Source organism: Microcoleus sp. S36a_B3 (assembly GCF_036700745.1).
Taxonomy (GTDB): Bacteria; Cyanobacteriota; Cyanobacteriia; order Cyanobacteriales; family Microcoleaceae; genus Microcoleus.
The window spans coordinates 244,144-261,651 of the sequence record NZ_JAUBPN010000007.1; the positions used below are offsets into that span (position 1 = coordinate 244,144).

The window sequence follows — 17,508 nt, forward strand, 5'->3', positions numbered from 1 at the left end:
ATCGCCCATACTGGTGTCATCAGGGTCAAAATTCACCGAAAAATGCTCGCCGACAGACATCGAGGGCAGAAAATAAGTGCAGCCACAAAGGGTGCAGGTGCGAAGCTATAGGGTAAAGGTGCGGTTTTTCAGCGTTTTTTGTTAAGCCTTGCCCCGATCGCTCTCGCCCCCCCTAATCTGCAACCTGTGTTAGCATCAGTAAAAATATTCTCTTTAATAATCAACAATGGGCAATGTTCTAGTGCTCAACGCATCCTACGAACCGCTCAACATCACCAATTGGCGAAGGGCGGTAATTTTGTTGTTGAAAGGAAAAGCAGAACAGGTAGAACATAACGGGAAATTTATTGCGCCAAACTTCCCGCTACCAACTGTGATCCGACTGAGGCATTACGTCCGAGTTCCCTATAAGGAAATTCCGCTTACCCGCCGGAACATCTTGCACCGGGACGCGCACTCTTGTCAATACTGCGGTTATACCGGAGACGGTTTGACGCTGGATCATGTGATTCCTCGATCGCGCGGAGGAGGCGACAGTTGGGAAAACCTCGTCACGGCTTGTATGCGCTGCAACGTGAATAAAGGCAGTCGCACCCCGAAAGAATCGGGAATGCTGCTGCGCTATCCACCGAGGAAACCTCACAGCGGTCTTTATTTTGAAGTGACGAAACAAGTTAAGAGTGGTATGCACAAAGAATGGCAAAAATATGTAATTGGCCTTTAACACCCCTGTCAGCGAAAGCGCGGGGGTTTTTTGCAGAAGTTTTGAGTTGTAGGGATGCGCCGGTCAGCGCGCGCGCCCGATCGTTTAAAGTTAAAAGTTAAATAATAGAGAACTTACGCTTTTAAATCGGGTTTTTCATCAGAAATATTGGCTTTGATAACGAAGCACCTACAAAAAACCAGGTTTAAGGGCTTTTGGCGCGCAAGTTCTGAGAGAATTACAGTCCGGGACGCACGCGGTGTCAAAAACTTGGTTTTTGCATCAAGTATCTCTCGGCTCGATCGACAATTTTTCTGAGAAACCGGGTTTTTTTGCTTAACTCCTATCCAAGAAACCGCGTTTTTGCCTCATCTATGGGGAGCATCTCAGTTTTGCAAAAAGTATTTTTTTTCTTATAGTGCGAGCACATCAAGAGCTCGCGAGTTGTACAATACGCGAGCGGGGACGCTCGCACTATAATGCAAAACTGAAATGCTCCCAATCTAGGGACTATAGCGCATACTTTTTTCCAACATAATTTTCTCCAAAAACCCGGTTTTTGGCCGCTCCTCCGTAAGTCCTAAATTAATTAAATGGTTAAACTTTAACAATGAAAGACCGCCCGCCTACTAATTCAGATGAAACATCTAGCAACCGCGAAGGTGAGGTTGACCCCATCGGCGAGGCTGTACGTGCAGCGAATGAACTCCAGAAACGGCGCAGCAAAGCTGAAGTTGCTTCCGAAGAAAATCGCGCCAGTCTCCGCGAGGAATTGCACGCTCGTAAAGTCGAGCAATTGCGCCAAATGTTCGATCGCAACAAAGGCAGTCGCCAGTTAATTTTGCTGCAAGATTTTCCAGACCCCGACGCGCTTTCAAGTGCTTGGACTTACAAATTAATCGCCGAAAAATACGATATCCAATGCGAGATTATCTACGCCGGCACTCTCAGCCACCAAGAAAATATTGCCTTAGTCAAATTAACAGGGTTGCCGTTGCAGCGGTGGACGTTGGAAACGGCAAAAACTAAGAATTTATCGGCTTATAAGGGGTGCGTTTTTATCGATAACCAAGGCACTACTTGTAACTTAACTGAGTTTATTTTAGGGGCGGGAATTCCGATCGCAGCAGTTATCGACCACCACAGTTTGCAGGGGGAAATGAACGCAGAATTTACGGATTTGCGCCCGGAAATCCGCGCTACAGCCACGATTTTTACGGAGTATTTGCAGGCGGGAATGTTAGCTTTTGACAGCAGTATCAGCCAGCACGTCAAGTGCGCTACGGCTTTGATGCACGGTTTGCGATCGGATACGAATGCCCTCAGACAAGCTCAGGAGGAAGAGTTTTTAGCTGCTGCTTATTTGAGCCGTTTTTATGACTCGCAGTTGTTGAATGCGGTGTTGCAGTCGTCTCGTTCTAAATGGGTGATGGATGCGATCGAGCGATCGCTCAAACACCGCATCGTCCAGAACAATTTTTCCATCGCCGGCATCGGCTACCTCCGCTATGACGATCGGGATTCTATTCCCCAAGCAGCGGACTTTTTAATGACCGAAGAGAACGTGCACACAGCCGTTGTCTATGCAATTGTTCACGATAAAGACGAAGAAATTGAAGTAGTAATTGGCTCGCTGCGAACGAATAAACTGACTCTCGATCCCGACGAATTTATTAAAGAAGCCTTCGGGAAAAATGCTGAAGGACGCTTTTTTGGCGGTGGTAGAAGTCAAGCTGGAGGCTTTGAAATTCCGGTGGGATTTCTTTCTGGCGGAAATGAAGATAGCGATTATGCAAGGATGAAATGGGAAGTATTTGATGCTCAGATCAAGCAAAATTTGCTAGATTTAGTTAGTCCTAAAGAGAATCCGATTTACGATCATTAACTTTGGAGTTTCTAGGCGCGGCCTTGATTCCAGCAATAGCCTGGGAATGCGATGCGGGGTTCGACCTCCGGTTGCTACCAGGTTTTGCCATATTTTTTCTACCGAAGCGCAAACTCTCAACTTAATCGTCAGTCCTCCCCGCATTTCAACTCTCCTCAACCGGGTTTTTTCACTCTTATTGAGGGTTGGAAATCAAATCCAGCACACCTCTGTCAGTTTGAACGAAGTAATATCGGCGTTGCTGATTTACGGTACGATCTCAATTCCGGTTGCACTCCTCATGATGTTAACTGTTAACAGTCAACAGTCAACAGTCAACAGTCAACAGTCAACAGTGAATTTACTATTCCGATGAAGACAGGATTTGATATGAGGTAATGGACGGTAGCATCGGAATAATCTATTTGGACGATCGCACTCATAATTCCGATACTACCGGATTTGAGATGAAATCCTAAATATGCCAGTCATAGAAACCAGTATCGACAAAGCTGGAGGATTTTCAACTGATTTTTTTCATACCCTGATTAAGCAACGCCATAGATTTTATCCCATTTCCCAAAAATACACACCAAACAAACCGGGTATTTTAACTATTGTCAAAGGATGCAACAAAGTATTTTCGTGAAAAACCAGGAGTTGGGAAAAATTTAGTTGGCTCTAGCTTACTAAAATTCACGATATGATTCTTCAATCATAACACTTCTACAGGGTTAACTTTTTTCAATTTGCTGATAAATTCACTAAGTTAATCATAATTCGTTATATTTGGCGCAGAAAAATTCCGCTCGGAATTAGAAAATAAACGCCGTAAAAAAGCAAAATAAATCTAGAAAAATTTAGATGATTTGCTAAGTTTAAAAAACTAAGATTTGTAGTGTTCTCGCTTTCAAAATACAAATTAAGTATTTTTTTTGATAATCCTAACAACAGATTATGAGAATTTAAAAAAATATTATATTTATTTGTTGCGGGGTAGAATAGTAATAAATAGCTAAAAAAAAGGAACACGGAGATGTCTACAAAACAGACTTTCTCTTGGTCGTTAGAGAAAATCCTAGAAAAACTTTCAGAAATTGTAATTCAAATCAACGAGTTCGGGGATCGGGAGAGCATTTTGCAATGTGCGGTAGCAGAAACTAGGGTGCTGCTGCAAACCGATCGCGTAATTATTTATCGCTTCCTACCGCATGGAGATAGTGCAGTATTGGCTGAATCCGTTGGTGGCGAGTGGCCGCCCATGCTGGGACAACTGATTGATGACCCTTGCTTTGAAACAACCTGGCTAAAGGGTTACAGCCAGGGACAAACCAGCAGCATTGCTGATATTAACAGCGGTCATATTCCAGCTTGTCATATCGAATTGCTCGATCGCCTCCAAGTGCAGGCAAATTTAGTTGTACCAATTTTGGTAGATGGCAAACAGCAGCAATCTCCGAAGCTGTGGGGACTGTTGATTGCTCATCAATGCCGAAGTCCGCGTCAGTGGGAACCTCTCGACATTCAGATCCTGCAACACGTTGCAGTGCAGCTCAGCTTGAGGATGCGGCAACTGGAATCTCACCACCCGGTGCTGCCAAATCAACCGCCACAACTCGAAACAGCACCGGCTCAAACTGTCACCAATATAGAAAAAGTCAACCGTCAAAATAGCCTGGAACCAGACAGTGCCTGTTCCCTGAGCGGCGATATTATCCACCTCAGAGCCTTTGACTTGTTGCAAAACCCGATCTGGATATTTGATATTGAGCATTGGCAAATGCGGTGGGCAAACCAAGCATCCTTGTACCTGTGGAATGCTGCGACGCGGCAAGAACTCACGAGCCGCAACTTTAGCGATGTGTCAGAGTCTACTCGGATTCGCTTGCAGAGCTATCTGCAGCAGTTTGAGCAAGGCCAAACCTTGTCCGAGCGGTGGACGTTTAACCCCGCCGGTGAGCCTGTTTCTGTCGGCTGTCGGTGCTCTGGCATCAGGATTGACGGCGGGCGTTTGGCAATGCTGGTGCAGGGTACGATCGAAACCGTCGATCGAATTGAGCCGGAAACTCTGCGATCGATCGAAGCACTCCGCCACACCACGCTGATGGTTTCCCTGTACAGCCTAGAAGGCTTGCTGCTGCTGCAAAACCAGGCGGCCTTGCGCTGTTATGGAAACACAGACAATGCTTTTGTGAGCCGCTTTGTTGACGATCGGGTAGGAGAGCGAGCAATGGCAGTTCTCAAGTCCGGTGAGGTCTTTAGTGCTGAGGCTCAAGTGATTACTCTGGCGGGAATTCGGTGGCACGAGATGGACGTGCGATGTAGCAACGACCCGGTAACAGGCAACCCGATGTTGCTCGTAAACGAAAAGGACATTACCGACCGCCAGCAGACGGAAACAGCCCTGCAACAGAGTGAAGCCCGGTTGTCAGAAGCCCAGCGGGTTGCCCAGATCGGTAACTGGGAATGGGACGTAATTACGAGTAAAATTACCTGGTCTCCCCAACTATTCGAGATTGTGGGACGCAACAGGGCCCTGGGGGAACCTACCTATGAAGAAAACCTACAGCTTTACCATCCCGAAAGCGCCGAACAGCTACACCAGGTAGTTCTACGATCCCTCAGTCACGGAGAACCCTATCGATTGCGGCTCAGAGTCTTGGGTGTCAATGGTTCGATCCGCTATATCGAAGGCAGGGGACAAGTCCAACTAAATGCAGAGGGACAAGTCATTCGGTTGTTTGGCACATCCCAAGACATTACGGATCTGGTATTGGCCGAAACAGAACTCAGAGAAATGAGTACAGCCCTTGCTAATGCCGTGGAAGGCATCTCGCGGCTGGATCAACACGGAACGTATATCAGTGTTAATCAAGCCTATGCCAATATAGTGGGTTATCAGCCTGAAGAAATGGTTGGTATGAATTGGCAGAAAACGGTTGTTCGAGAAGATCTGGAAATGATGCTAGTGGCTTATCAAAAAATGCTAGCCGGAGGCCGAGTGGAAGTTGAGGCTAGGGGTATTAGGAAAGATGGCTCGATCTTTTACAAGCAGGTGGTCATGGTGACAGCCTGCGACGATCGCGATCGACCGATCGGGCATCACTGTTTTATGAAGGATATCACCGATCGCAAACAAGCAGAAGCAGCATTGCAACAAGAGTTCGAGCGTCAGGCTGTGGTGATTGCCACCCAACAGGAAATCGCCATCCGCAATCCCAATCTCGATGCAGTAATGGCGGTGATTGCAGAGAGGACTCAAGATTTGACCCGCGCCGATGGAGCAGTGATTGAAATCGTGGAAGGGGATGAAATGGTGTATCGGGCAGCCAGCGGTATCGCCACCAGCTATCTTGGATTACGGCTCAAAGTAGGGACAAGTTTATCGGGAAAATGTATTGCGACCGGCCAAATCATGATTTGCGAGGATTCAGAAACCGATGCACGGGTGGATCTGGCTGCCTGTCAGCGCATTGGTCTCCGGTCAATGGTGGTTGTTCCCTTGTTCTATCAGGGCGATCGGGTTGGCGTCTTAAAAGTCGTTTCAGCTATACCCTCTGCCTTTACAGAGTCAGATATCCAAACTTTACAACTAATGGCGGGGTTTATGGCCGGGAGCCTGCATCTGGCTTCGGAGTTTGATGCTAAAAACAGTCTCCTGAGTCAATTGCAGGAAAGCGAGGAACGGTATCGTTCTGTGATTACTACCATGACCGAAGGTGTCGTACTTCAGCTAGCAGACGGACAAATTACTGCCTGTAATGCTAGTGCTGAAAGGATTATGGGGCTCACAGCAGACCAAATGATGGGGCGTACATCCGTAGATTTAGACTGGCGAACCGTTGGCGAGGATGGCTCCCCGTTCCCGGGGGAACAGCATCCGGCAACGATCACCCTACGCACGGGAGAAGCGCGATCGAATGTGGTGATGGGCATTCACAAATCGGATCAAACCCTGACTTGGATTTCGATTAATTCTCAACCGCTGTTCCATCTCAATCAATCTCAACCCTATGGAGTAGTGACCACTTTCGCTGATATTACAGAACGCCAGGAGGCCGAGGAGATTCTGAAAAACCGGGCGGAACAAGAAAGATTAATGGCTATGACAGATGGGTTAACCCAAGTAGCAAACCGCCGCTGTTTTGATGAGCGATTGGAGTCGGAATGGCACCGACTGATGGAGGGTAAACAACAGTTGTCATTGATTATGTTGGATGTAGATTATTTCAAGCGATATAACGATTGCTACGGACATCAAGCTGGGGATATTTGTTTGGTGAAAGTGGCGAAAGCTGCGGCGGCTGCGGTTAAACGTTCGACGGATTTGTTTGTGCGCTATGGGGGCGAAGAATTTGCTGCTATTCTGCCAAATACGGATGCTGCAGGGGCGATCGCAGTTGCTGAGTCGATGCGAGATGCGATCGGAGATTTGACCATCCCTCACGAGCAATCTGAGGTGAGTGCGATCGTGACTGTGAGTATGGGAATTGCTAGCATAGTTCCCTGCTGTGGCGAATCGCCGGATGAATTGATCGCCACAGCCGATCGAGCATTGTATGATGCGAAACGACAAGGGCGCGATCGCTACGCCTGTGGCGCATACCAGATGACAGTGCCAGATGTCAATCCAGTTGTAGAATAGGTAAAATATGTCGATCGCGCCAAACTTCATCCCTAAGTGCGTGTAAGCCGGGGCGTAGCCATCGCACAATTATCAAAAGGACAGCCACAGTGCATCTCTACCTAGTCCGTCACGGCATCGCAGCGGAACCCGAAGAATACGATACAGACTCGGAAAGGCCCCTGACTAAACAGGGCGATCGTAAAACCCACAAAATTGCCCAGCGACTGTACGATCTCGAAATTCAGTTTGATCTGATTCTCACCAGTCCTCTACTGCGCGCCACGCAAACCGCCCAAATTCTGCTGTCAGCAGGCCTGAGTTCCCAAATAGAAGAATCCGCCGCCCTCGCACCTTCAGGAGACATCGGGGACTGGCTGAGGTGGTACAAGCAGTGGCAGGAAAGCGGCAGCCGCAGCTTAGTTTTGGTGGGGCACCAACCAGATTTGGGCAATTGGGCAGAAACTTTGCTTTGGGGGCGATCGCAAGATGCCCTGATCCTCAAAAAAGCAGGTATCATCGGTTTAATCCTCCCCGAAACAGGCTCCCCAGTCGGCCGCAGCCAAATGTTCTGGCTCACAGGGCCCAAGTTTTTGCTTTGCTAGAAACAGCGAATCGGCCCCACAATCACAGGGCGCGCCAGCCCTCTTTGACCGGCATTCTCCGACTCCGCAACCGGGCGTGAGGAGTTGACATTCCCCGGCCTTAAGGCACGGGGATTCTTAAGACATTTCTATCTTAATATCCCATTTTACGTGGGTTCCCAGGCTGACTAGGTTTGCAGCATAGCTGCGTAGTCATATCTCCTCAAAAATGTTTTGGGCGTAGACTTTCCCCCAGTCCGGGGGTAGGTTTTTACATCTTGTCTGATTTAGTTATTCTACGATATTTATTTGATAAAATATCTAACGGTGCGATCGCAAACTCTATGGAAAAATCTCGTTTCTGAGCATCCTTGCGCCTCATTAGCACCTAAATGATTATTTGTCAAGACGGTGACACTATCTTGCTTTCTGGTAATGTAATTTGATTAGATTCAACTCACACAATACGGTATCGCAATGGTCGTCGGCGAATTCAAACCAGGTTTAGAAGGTGTTCCCGCCACCTTGTCCAGTATTAGTTATGTAGATGGACAAAAAGGGGTGCTAGAATATCGCGGGATTAGCATTGAGGAACTAGCTCTCAAAAGTTCCTTTGTGGAAACTGCATATTTATTAATCTGGGGCGTACTTCCGACACAGGAAGAACTAGAAGCTTTCGAGCATGAAATTCGCTATCACCGCCGGATCAAATATCGCATCCGGGATATGATGAAATGCTTTCCCGAAAGAGGACATCCAATGGACGCGCTGCAAGCTTCAGCAGCGGCCTTGGGCTTATTCTACTCGCGCCGAGCTCTGGCTAACCCAGCATACATTCGAGAAGCTGTAGTGCGGCTGCTAGCCAAAATTCCGACTATGGTGGCGGCGTTCCAGCAAATGCGGCGGGGTAATGACCCGCTGTTGCCGAGGGACGATTTGAACTACTCGGCTAACTTTCTTTATATGCTCAACGAGCGAGAACCAGATCCGCTGTTGGCTAATATTTTTGATGCTTGTCTGACTCTCCATGCGGAGCATACAATCAATGCTTCTACATTTTCGGCAATGGTAACAGCTTCGACGCTAACAGACCCTTACGGGGTGATTGCTTCTGCAGTTGGCACTTTGGCGGGGCCGCTGCACGGGGGAGCAAATGAAGAAGTGATTGATATGTTGGAGCAAATTGGTTCGGTAGAAAACGTGCGGCCTTTTGTCGAGAAGTGCGTTGAAAATAAGGAAAAGATCATGGGCTTCGGCCACCGAGTTTACAAGGTGAAAGATCCCAGAGCAACTATTCTTCAAGGGTTAGCCGAAAAGTTGTTTGAAAATTTTGGACATGACGATTATTACGACATTGCTATCGAGTTGGAAGCAGTGGTTGAGGAAAAAATGAGTCATAAAGGAATTTACGCAAATGTAGATTTCTATTCGGGTCTGGTTTATCGGAAAATGGGAATTCCGACCGACTTATTTACGCCTGTTTTTGCGATCGCCCGCGTTGCCGGCTGGCTGGCCCACTGGAAGGAACAGCTAGAAGCAAATCGCATTTACCGGCCTACTCAAATCTATACAGGGACTCACGGCGAACCTTATATTGCGATCGGGGACAGAACCGCATCCTCAAGCATAGCGATCGACCCAGACCGGTAAATGGCGATCGGACTTGTTTTGCAAACTGAAGTAGTCGTAGGGTGCGTCGCCCTGCAAAAATCTGTCAATAAAAATCGACTTTTCGAGTATCGACGCACCTTACCAAAATTTTGGTTTTTTTCCTCATCTCTAGAAAAAAACAGGTGCGTCACCATGAAATTGTCGCTGTTGATGAAGGATTGTCGATGGCGACACACCCTACGGATAAAATTTGCGCTTAAGCGATCGCCTTTAGCAAACTTGAGAAGATGATTGTTGAGGCGATGCCAAAATTAAGAATTGAGAAGCGATCGATGCATAACAAATCATTGGAGCGGACAAATTATGATATTCTGGTTTTGGGCATAAGTTTTTCTGCCCCTCAATTCAACCGTTAGCGGTAATTGTAATGAACAATTTCAGCAATCAAGAAAATATCAATGATAGGTTACATCAATGGAAAATAGTGAAAGCAATAAAAAATTAAACGAACCTAACCCAACACCGTTTTCTCAGACGTTCTTTCATGGAACAAAGGTTGCCCTAAAGATTGGAGATTTTATTGAAGCTGGTTTCAACTCAAATTTTGGACAAAGAAAAAAAGCTAAGTATGTCTTCGTGACAGCAACCTTAGATGCCGCTATTTGGGGGGCTGAACTTGCTTTGGGGGAAGGGTGTGAAAGAATATATTTAGTAGAATCAACAGGGCCCATTGAAGATGATCCTGATTTAACTGATAGAAAATTCCCTGGTAATCCAACAATGTCTTATCGTTCATCATGTCCGTTTAAGGTTGTTGGTGAAGTTGCAATTTGGCAAGGACATTCACTAGAGCAAGTTAAAGCGATGAAAGATGGATTAGCTAGACTTAAAGAGCAAGGAATTGAGTCGTTTAATGACTAGCCAAACCTATTTTATAAAAATTTACAACTTAGACAATCTGGTTCTATTCGAGATTGAGCAAGCAAAAATAGTTGACTTTGTTGTTGAGTTCTGAGAGATTATTGGCGATCGCAAAAGTTACGAATTGAGAAGCGATCGCACCTGTGAAATTAAATAAAATTTTGGCGATCGTCAAATACTTTGCCTTGACAAAATTATGCGGTAATATATTTTCATTTATTTAGTTAAACTGCAATTGTGGGATAATTACAACTTAGGTAAATAGGATGAGTCTCAGTAATACAGCAAAGGAAATGCTCTGGATTGGCTCCTGGAATGACCTAGACGAAATACTCAGTGCTAACAATGGTCTTATGTTAGTCGCTCCTGACTGGAGTGAAATGTCTCTCGATGATGCACAAGAAATGATCCAAGGCCACGCATACGAGTCTCAGAAAGTACAGTTTGATCGCACTTACTACCGTGGAAAACCCGCACTTCGTCTCACATTCTTTGGTAGAGATTAGGTAAACAAAAATGGTTGGCGTCGTTGCTAAGTCCACAGAAATTATTGGCGATCGCCCTCCAAAACAAATCAAATCATTCGAGGATGTTTGTTGTTGGGTGAAATAGCGATCGCCCCATATAAACTTGAGAAGATGATTGTTGGGGCGATCGCCCGTTGTGCAAGATCACCTAAATTTTCTCGAAGAATTAGCAGCCGAGTACAGCAACACACCGTTAAACGCAGCAGACAAAAACTGTGCAATCGAGGTAATCAGCCGCCTAGAATCTCAACAGTCATTAGAAGGCCGCACAGTTAAAAACCCAGCGATTCTTACTGCTAACATCACACTTGCTCCCGCCTGTCAAGTTCTCATCCCCGACGCACCTTGGCGCAAAGATTACATCGACTGACTAATTGCTAACAACCAATCCGGGGCGGTAAATCCCTAAATTTTGCAAATACATTTGTTCTAGTTTGGGCATCGACGATTCCACGGAACCGCCAAAACGCCGAAAAGAAGGCCAGATGTAAGCGAGTTTTCTCACTGCTGACTCCAATCTACCCGCTTCTATATCTTCTAAGGCACCTTTTTCTCGGATTAACTCTACAGCTACCAGGTCTTGATTTTGGGGACTGAAATCGGTGAGGCTAAATTTTTTGGCGAATCTGTCCCAAGTTGTGCTCAGAAACTGATACCGCCCGGCCGCGTCGGAACACAGCTTTTTGCCGTAGCGCTGGCCGCATCTCATTTCTCTGGGATGGTCGCTGAAACTGACAAATGTGGTGCCTGTGTACTGGGTGCGGTAGCCGTCGGGGCTAGCGGTACCTTCGGCGGCGGCGATGGTGTCGAGAAAGGCTTTGACTCGATCGCGCTCAATGTTATTCTCTCTTCCGTCTGGTGAGTTGATAGCCCCAACGAACGGCGTGCGTTTAGGAGGCTCCGAGATTTCTGGCGAGATAGTTTGTCCCCACAACTTCGGAGTCATCCTACCCAAAAAAAACGACAAACAGATGCACAAACTCCACGAGACTTTAAAACGGAGGCGTTTTGACGGCTTGCTGCGCTGTCGCACCGGCCACTCCTGCAGGGGAATGGTTGCGGGTAAGATTCTTGTTTGCTGGCCGAAGGCGAACAAAGATTTGAGTGCTAGTAAAGTTTGCTTGTAAAAACGGGATGCAGCTTGGCGGGCCCTCATGGCTGCAGCGAAAGTCTGGACATCTGTCAGAGTTACTTCTGCCAGCGGTTTTGCTACAAACATCCGAAAACTATTGGCCGCCTGCCAGCTAAAGCGCTTGCTGCGGCTGGATTGGCGCTCCACCCACAGGCGAATTAGCTGGATGTCGTTCATGGGTTGCAGATGGCTTCCCAGATTTTCTGGTGCGTACAAGATTACCTCCTGATATCGCTTTTAGTTGAAGGTTCCCAGTTAGAATGGTTGAAATCCACAGGGATCAATGGAAACTCGCTTCAACCATACTAAGTGATACTATTAAGCGCTCACGGGGTCAAGTTTAACGGCCGATTGTTGTTCGAGGAGTTCAGCAAACCCGACTTAGTTGGGACGGTATCGCCTCCCAACTGAAATAGGCTTGGACGCGCCTGCGGCCTGCTTGTCCGAGTTGCTGGCGCCATACTGAGTCAACTCACAGCCGATCGATCGCACCAGCAAATACTACTTCATTTTTTGGCGGCGCGAGCAAACCGGTTTCTCGCGGCACTACCGTATATTTCAATCCTCCCACTTGAGAGACGACGACGGGCGTGCCGCAGGCCATCGCTTCAACGGCCACTAAACTGAATGGTGCGTAATGGCTAGGAAGGACGCAGACATCGGCGGCGGCGATCGTCGGCGTGGAGAATCTCTCGGCTCAAGCTGCCGGGAAAACTGGTAATGTCGCTTCAAGCTGCCGGGAAAACTGGTAATGTCGCTTAAGCCTAATTGTTCCACGATGCTGCCGATCGCGTCGTGCTCTTGTCGCTTTCCCCCACGCGCCAGCCACCGCCTACGATCAGTTTTAAATCGGTCTTACGTAGCGCTGATGCACGTAAATATTTTGTCCGCCCGCTTCTTCTTTGCCAATTTCCACAGCGCGATCGCCCTGTACAAAGCTGGGGGCGATAGGTTTTTTTGCTAATGAAATCATGATTTTTACCAAAATTTAAAAAAAATGCAGCAGGTGAAAAGTAGAATTTTGGGGACGGCGGGGGAATAAAGGTTAACTGGTAATTTTTATTAAAGTCAAAGCGCGCGATCGATAAATCAGCCTTCAGGGATAAATTGCCAGATAAATTTGAAATACGAGTTCCTTCTGCTGGCAGAGACCAGGAACAGCTCAAACTCTCGATAATCTAAATGGCAATAAATGAGGGTGAAGGAAATTGCCCGTATTTGGGCTGGCATCTAACTCGAACCTGCTTTCAGCTTGTGGTAGAAGATGTTCCCGTCAGTCCGAGGCAGGATTTTTAACCGTTACGATAAATAGGTAGGAATTTGGAGAAACCAGAAGTAAATCGTCCCGAATACAGAATTTATATCAATTCCGGTTGCACCGGAATGATGTTAACTGTTAACCGTTAACAGTTAACAGTTAGTTTACTATTTCGATGAATAGAGAATTTGATATTATTCGGGACGTATCCTATTTCAAAAGCCAGGTTTATTCATCTGAGTTTCTTGAAAAACAGCCACGTTTTTTAAAGAAATCGGGTTGTTTTGGCCTCGCTCCTAAGAATGTAAAAGAGCGATGCTGTCCGAGGGCTGCGCTAACGAAAAAAAACACAATTATTGCCTTCTAAATTTTTGGTTTTTTCGCGCTTTACCTTCTTTATCAACTAAAATTGTTGCCTCAATATCGGTTTTTTAACCGCATATTTACAGCGGATAAACACAGATAAACGCAGATCCATTCGATGGAGTCTGCGATTGAGTTCAAGAGTTCTACTAACCTCTGTTAAATTAGTTAAATCTGCTCAATTATGTACACCGCAACGGCAGCAAAACTTCCTGATTCTGTCAAACCAGGAGTTGTACCTTAACCTCAAATTTCCCGTTTGTCTAATCTTAGGAATTGTTCCGATGTTTGGGTACAAAGGATTCATTCCCCGTTTTCGCTGTTGAGAATCTTGTTTCGCGAACTTCGCATTTTGGAACCGTATCGGTTAGCCCAAACTTGGGTAAACTCGGCACCCAAAAACAGAATTTGAGCGGAATAATTAATCCAAAGCAGGATAATCACGAAGGAACCTGCTGCACCGTAGGTAGAGGCAATACCGCTGCTTCCGAGGTATGCTCCAATTAGGGATTTGCCGATCGTAAACAGCAGAGAGGTAATGCCTGCACCGATCCAAACATCATTCCAGGCAAGCTCGACATCGGGCAATAGTTTGTAAATTAAGGCAAAAAGCATCGTGACTACGCCAAAGGAAAGAGCAAAGTCCACAATTTGCCAAATGCCGACTGGTAAATGCAGCAAACCGTTCAACCAAGAGCTGATGACTGCTAAAACGGCGCTAATTACTAAAGATACTAGCAAGAGAAACCCTATGCCTAAAATCATCGCAAAAGACAATACGCGGTCTTGCAGAAATCCCCAAATGCCGCGTCCGGGAGGCGGTGAAACATTCCAAATAGTATTGAGGGCATCTTTGAGATTAGTAAACACGTTGGAAGCGCCCCACAAAAGTGTAGCGATACCGACTAAAGTAGCAATCATGCCAGACTTGGGTTCGGAGGCTTTGAGGATGAGTTCTTGGACGGTTTGAGCGCCATCTTTGCCGATTAAACTTTGGAGTTGGCCGACGATTTGACCTCGGGCTGCGTCTTCACCAAAGACTAAGCCGACGAGCGCAATTACGATAATTAGTAGCGGAGCGAGGGAGAAGACTGTGTAATAGGCTAGGGCGGCGGCTAGGGTTGGGGCTTTATCTTTTTGCCATTGAGTAAAAGTTTCTTTGAGCAGCGATATGACTGTTTTTAAGTTCACGGTTTTTGGTTTCCTCATACTTAGCGTTCACCAAGGGATTATAATAGATTAGGGTATTTTTAGCGTCTCCCACAAGTTAGATCGAGCGATTAGCAAATTCTGAAAATTACTTTTATGTCAAATTCCAACACAACTGTTAACAACACTGATATCAAATCTGCCAAAAAAGCAATTTCTTGGGCAAAACTGAGCGCATTAGTAGCAGCCGTCAATTTCTTGTTGGTGATTTTCCATTTCAGCTACCCGCAGATGCGCCCTGTTTATCTGAGCTATTTTCCGGCTTTAGTTAAAATTTACGATCCGATTAAAGGTATTGATTCGAGTTTGCCAAAGGCGGAATCTTTGCAAGCCTCTGACCAGTTTTGGCGAATTGATGCGTTTTTTATCGGTTATTTTTGGGCGGAATTTTTCATAAAAAGTCTGTTCCACAGCCGTCGCAAGCCGGGGGTAAGTTGGTTGGATTTTGTGCTGAGGCGCTGGTACGAGGTGTTTCTGCTGATTCCGATTTGGCAGGGGTGGCGGATTCTGCCGGTATTGCTGCGGCTGCACAAGTCGGGTTTGGTTAATCTCGATCGCGCCGTTGCTCAAATTACCTACGAACCGGTGGCTTATTTAGCCGATACGATGTCGGAATACATGATGGTGCGGTTTATCAATCAAGCTCAAAGTTCGATCGAACAGGGCGACGCAGCGCGGGTACTGCTAGATCCGCAGCAGCCCTACCTTCACGTCAATCAGGAAAATACGATCGAACGAATTACCAAGCGGATTTTCGATCTGACAATTTACAAGGTTTTGCCGCAGGTGCAACCGGGTTTGGAAGAATTGCTGCACCACAATTTGGAAGCGACAATCAAACAGTCGGATTTTTATCAACTCCTGCAAACTTTCTCTCCGATTAATATTTTGCCTGAAGAAATGACCGAACAACTAGCCAATTATCTGGCTCAAACTGCTGTTGATGTGGTAGCAACTACTTACGAAGACGCTAAGGGGCGAAAAATTATCGATAATTTCAGCCAAGAATTTAATCAAAGTTTGCGGCGGGAGTTGCAAGACGAGAAAACTCTCGGAGAATTGCAGTCGCTGCTGTCGGATTTGTTGGAAGAAGTTAAGTTGAATTACATTCAAGGCGGGTTGAATTCTGATCCGGAGCAAACTTTTACGGAAATTCACTCGTTGCGGGGGGTAAGGGAGGGTTGATCCAGCAATTAGTTTCGGGTTTGTGAATTGGATTTTTTTAACGAACCGCGAAGGCGCTAAGGGCGCGAAGGGGGAAAAGAGAAGAGTAAGAGTTCACAAGTTCTACGGGTAAGGTGCACAGTGCGCCTCCTACAAATACGGGTAGTGCGGATATCCGATGTCAATTTATCTGAATGGCTAAGCTAAAATAAAGGCGTTAGTCAAAAACATCTATCGTATTATTTGTCTATTTTGAACAACCTTGCTTGCCTGGAAATAGAAGTCGCTCAAACACTGCTAAGATTAGCAATGTTGCTGGGATTAACACTTTTGATCGCGTTTTTTGTGGCGGCAGAATTAGCATTAGTATCAGCCGATCGCCATCAAATCCGCCAACTCGCCCAGTTGCGCGATCGCCCAAACGCCAAAACTGCCGAACTCGTCCACCAAGCGCAGAACAACATACCGCATTACCTGTCGGTGACTCAAACAGGCACAACGGCAGGGAGCTTGCTGTTGGGTTGGTTGGGCGAGGGTGCGACTGTACACTGGATTGAGCCGTGGATCGACAAATTGCCGATCGGTCATTTAGCCGCCTGGGTGAGCGCTCATTCGATCGCAATTCCCGCAGCATTTATATTAGTAACTTACGTCGAAATAGTATTAGGAGAACTAATTCCCAAAGTATTAGCAACCCACGCCCCAGAACGCACCGCTTTGCTGCTGATGCCAGCTATAGAAATCTGCTCAAAAATACTGTGGCCGCTGCTAGCAATTCTCAACGGTACTGTGTGGCTGCTGACAGGTTGGATTACCAGCAAAAAGTCGGAGCCCCTGCTGCCAACTTCCGAAGCCACTATCATTCAAAAAGATGCTCATTCAGCACTGATTTCCGGCATCTGGGAAGTGACAGCAGTTAACGAAAAACTCGGCTTAAACCTGCCTGCGAACCAAGCGTACCAAACAATCGCCGGATTCGTGATTCACAATTTAGGTAAAATGCCAACTCAGGGCGATCGATTCTTGTGGGGCGAATTAGAAATAGAAGCAGTAACTGTAGTAGAAGGCAGTTTAGAAACAGTGCTACTGCGCCAGGTAACTCGTCCTTTGTTTGAGACTCAGCAGCCAGAACTTGTGTTAAATTAAATTGCCGTTTTTAATAATAGTAATATCCCCGTAGGGAAACGGCACTGCCGTCTCCTCTTACGGACACGATAGGGAAATGGTAGGGAAACGGCACTGCCGTCTCCTCTTACGGACACGGCAATGCCGTGTCCCTACAGATATCGCCTACAATAGACCCGGCTTGATATCAATTCAATCCTAAGTTAGGTTGTAATTAGTCGCTCAGTGCGACAACTTACCAAAAATCTGCAAATTGCATAAAGCACAGTTTATGAGGTGGATATGCTAAAAACACTTTGGGCTACTGTTCGACAAGGAAAAATTGAACTGCTGGAGTTATCAGAATTAAGCTGCTACGCAGCTAAACCGGATAAAATAGCATTGCCTTTATTTTTGATTTTTCGATCCCATTTAATAACCATT

The 17,508-nt window shown here is 46.4% G+C and carries 14 protein-coding genes; 9 read left to right on the top strand and 5 right to left on the bottom strand.

Annotated features, from left to right (window positions below; translation table 11 throughout):
* The first annotated feature begins 226 nt into the window (after positions 1–226).
* The 6 genes from QUA01_RS10915 to arr all read left to right on the top strand — a co-directional run bounded on the left by QUA01_RS10915 (position 227) and on the right by arr (position 10,307).
* Entirely contained in the window at positions 227–724 is a 498-nt protein-coding gene (locus QUA01_RS10915) for an HNH endonuclease (protein WP_194008207.1), read from the top strand.
* A gap of 589 nt (positions 725–1,313) precedes the next feature.
* Positions 1,314–2,588, top strand: a complete 1,275-nt coding sequence (locus tag QUA01_RS10920; protein ID WP_333090772.1) for a DHH family phosphoesterase — start codon at positions 1,314–1,316, stop codon at positions 2,586–2,588.
* Between the two features lie 1,015 nt (positions 2,589–3,603).
* Positions 3,604–7,212: a diguanylate cyclase domain-containing protein gene (locus QUA01_RS10925; protein WP_333090768.1), complete on the top strand. Its 3,609-nt coding sequence runs from the start codon at positions 3,604–3,606 to the stop codon at positions 7,210–7,212.
* Between the two features lie 89 nt (positions 7,213–7,301).
* Positions 7,302–7,796 carry a phosphohistidine phosphatase SixA gene (sixA, locus tag QUA01_RS10930; RefSeq protein WP_194008204.1) on the top strand — a complete coding sequence of 165 codons (495 nt, stop codon included), beginning with the start codon at positions 7,302–7,304 and terminating at the stop codon, positions 7,794–7,796.
* A 456-nt stretch (positions 7,797–8,252) separates the two neighbouring features.
* Entirely contained in the window at positions 8,253–9,425 is a 1,173-nt protein-coding gene (locus tag QUA01_RS10935; RefSeq protein ID WP_194067912.1) for a citrate synthase, read from the top strand.
* A gap of 435 nt (positions 9,426–9,860) precedes the next feature.
* Entirely contained in the window at positions 9,861–10,307 is a 447-nt protein-coding gene (arr, locus tag QUA01_RS10940; protein WP_333090766.1) for an NAD(+)--rifampin ADP-ribosyltransferase, read from the top strand.
* 43 nt (positions 10,308–10,350) lie between these two features.
* Here arr and QUA01_RS10945 read toward each other — a convergent pair whose 3' ends face one another.
* Positions 10,351–10,482 (bottom strand): hypothetical protein, encoded by a 132-nt coding sequence (locus QUA01_RS10945; RefSeq protein WP_333090764.1) that lies wholly within the window; start codon positions 10,480–10,482, stop codon positions 10,351–10,353.
* 488 nt (positions 10,483–10,970) lie between these two features.
* Between QUA01_RS10945 and QUA01_RS10950 the strand changes: the two genes are divergently transcribed.
* Complete coding sequence (locus QUA01_RS10950) at positions 10,971–11,204, top strand: hypothetical protein (RefSeq protein ID WP_333090762.1); 234 nt, start codon at positions 10,971–10,973, stop codon at positions 11,202–11,204.
* Here QUA01_RS10950 and QUA01_RS10955 read toward each other — a convergent pair whose 3' ends face one another.
* The 4 genes from QUA01_RS10955 to QUA01_RS10970 all read right to left on the bottom strand — a co-directional run bounded on the left by QUA01_RS10955 (position 11,205) and on the right by QUA01_RS10970 (position 14,778).
* Positions 11,205–12,182 carry a glycoside hydrolase family 24 protein gene (locus tag QUA01_RS10955; protein ID WP_333090761.1) on the bottom strand — a complete coding sequence of 326 codons (978 nt, stop codon included), beginning with the start codon at positions 12,180–12,182 and terminating at the stop codon, positions 11,205–11,207.
* 256 nt (positions 12,183–12,438) lie between these two features.
* Complete coding sequence (locus QUA01_RS10960) at positions 12,439–12,585, bottom strand: glycosyltransferase (protein WP_333090760.1); 147 nt, start codon at positions 12,583–12,585, stop codon at positions 12,439–12,441.
* 225 nt (positions 12,586–12,810) lie between these two features.
* Positions 12,811–12,939: a hypothetical protein gene (locus QUA01_RS10965; protein WP_333090759.1), complete on the bottom strand. Its 129-nt coding sequence runs from the start codon at positions 12,937–12,939 to the stop codon at positions 12,811–12,813.
* A gap of 951 nt (positions 12,940–13,890) precedes the next feature.
* Positions 13,891–14,778: a YihY/virulence factor BrkB family protein gene (locus tag QUA01_RS10970; protein ID WP_333090757.1), complete on the bottom strand. Its 888-nt coding sequence runs from the start codon at positions 14,776–14,778 to the stop codon at positions 13,891–13,893.
* A gap of 114 nt (positions 14,779–14,892) precedes the next feature.
* On the opposite strand from QUA01_RS10970, the gene QUA01_RS10975 reads away from it, so the two are divergent.
* Both QUA01_RS10975 and QUA01_RS10980 read left to right on the top strand, forming a co-directional pair.
* Positions 14,893–15,981 (top strand): hypothetical protein, encoded by a 1,089-nt coding sequence (locus QUA01_RS10975; RefSeq protein ID WP_333090756.1) that lies wholly within the window; start codon positions 14,893–14,895, stop codon positions 15,979–15,981.
* A gap of 288 nt (positions 15,982–16,269) precedes the next feature.
* Complete coding sequence (locus tag QUA01_RS10980) at positions 16,270–17,106, top strand: CNNM domain-containing protein (RefSeq protein WP_333090754.1); 837 nt, start codon at positions 16,270–16,272, stop codon at positions 17,104–17,106.
* Positions 17,107–17,508: the final 402 nt, after the last annotated feature.